The 1,679-nt window shown below is 38.4% G+C and carries 1 protein-coding gene; it reads right to left on the bottom strand.

From position 1 onward, the window contains the following. Positions 1-420: 420 nt before the first annotated feature. A complete protein-coding gene (locus E5983_RS08970; protein ID WP_160333487.1) occupies positions 421-1,368 on the bottom strand; it encodes a replication initiation factor domain-containing protein in 948 nt (315 codons plus the stop codon). Positions 1,369-1,679 lie beyond the last annotated feature (311 nt).

Raw genomic sequence — 1,679 nt, forward strand, 5'->3', positions numbered from 1 at the left:
CCCCTCAAGAGCCCCAAAAACAAAACTAAGCCATTTATACTAAAACTATCCCAAAATCGCTTCTAGGGCATCTGAGAGCTCCAAAATCTTATTTCACGACTAATTGACAATAAGTAACCTGAGACGCTTATTTTCGAACTGTGAGCTTGCGAAAGCTAAAGCTTTGCAGCTCGCAGTCCTCAGCATAATCTGTCTCAGCTTATTGTCAATTAGCTTTCGCGACATAACCGATCACGTATCAAAAAAAGAGAATACAGCATAGCTCTACTCTCTCCCTCTCAAATCAAATTTATACAAGATGGTTGCATTATACCAATGTTTTAGATACAATCATCTTGTATAATTCCGAGAGGGAGAGAACGGAGACGCCAATCTAACAGTTCTTTCCCTGCTTTGCATTATAGCACATCAAACCCACCATCAGAAACCTAGATAAACGTCTACATATTTATCCAATTCTGATTTAATGTCTTGCATTTGATTATGCAAGGCATTTTTTAGTACCTTTCGATATGCATCATCATCAAAATCTTCTCTAGCTTTTCTTACTTTAGCTTTCCATCTACGCAATGTCCGTTCATCAACTTCTGGATACCATACAGCAACATCTCCATCAGATTCCAAAAGCATAGCAAAACGTTTAAGTTCTGGTTTTAAATCTAATGCCGAAACAGGAACTAAACTAAATCCATCAAGTCTATCAGAAAACTCTTGAGCTAAAGTTCTATCAATTTTCTTAGTTCTCATTTGCATTTCTAATCTCCAAAACGATTTTATAGACTCATCAAGCTCCGCTCTTTCATACGACTTCATCTCTTTTAATTTATTATAAAGCCTAACTTGTACATCAGATTGCCTAGAACCCCAATATATAGTTTCTAAAGCACCACTACGACCAAACAAAAGCTTTCTAGTCACTCCTTGTCTAGTACATTTCAACTCAAAAATCTCAGGTGTATTTATTACATCAATAGCCAAATCAAAACGAGACAATCTATACTCTGAACCAAACTCATCTAAAACATTACGAACAACATTCCAAACCCATTCTACATCCCATTTCTTCAAAGAATTTGGATTGAAGTCATACCTCAAATCAACATAACCACCTCTTTCCAAAATCTCACAATAAATCAAATTTTCTTTGAACTCTATTTCCCCATACTCATCTCGCACTCCATACGCAACACCGTATGGAGACATTACAGTATCGCCCATTTCATCAACAAACAAATTTGTAGAATCACTAAGCTCAGTCATTAAAACTCGTTTTAATACTCTATGCACCCAACTAAGTCTCTTTTCATTTTTAGGTTCTGCTAGAATTGTCAGCCTATCAATACTACAAAACAAATCACTTTCGTCCATACACCCTCCAAATCAAAAAAGTGTCCGCCCCTCAATCCCTTGCGCCCGTAGGGATTGACCATGTTTTTTACCCCATTTGTGTCCTTTTTACCGCCTGTTAGATAAGGCGGCTATATCGAGTTCCACGACAACGTGACAACGAGTCAACGAGTCAACGCTCGGGCTTCGCTCCTCGCTGACTCTGACTCTGTCACTGTCGTTCCACTCTCAGAGTCACACAAACACCCTTATTTGCCCCTCAAGAGCCCCAAAAACAAAACTAAGCCATTTATACTAAAACTATCCCAAAATCGCTTCTAGGGCATCTGAGA

It is taken from the genome of Streptococcus danieliae (assembly GCF_009767945.1).
Lineage (GTDB): Bacteria > Bacillota > Bacilli > Lactobacillales > Streptococcaceae > Streptococcus > Streptococcus danieliae.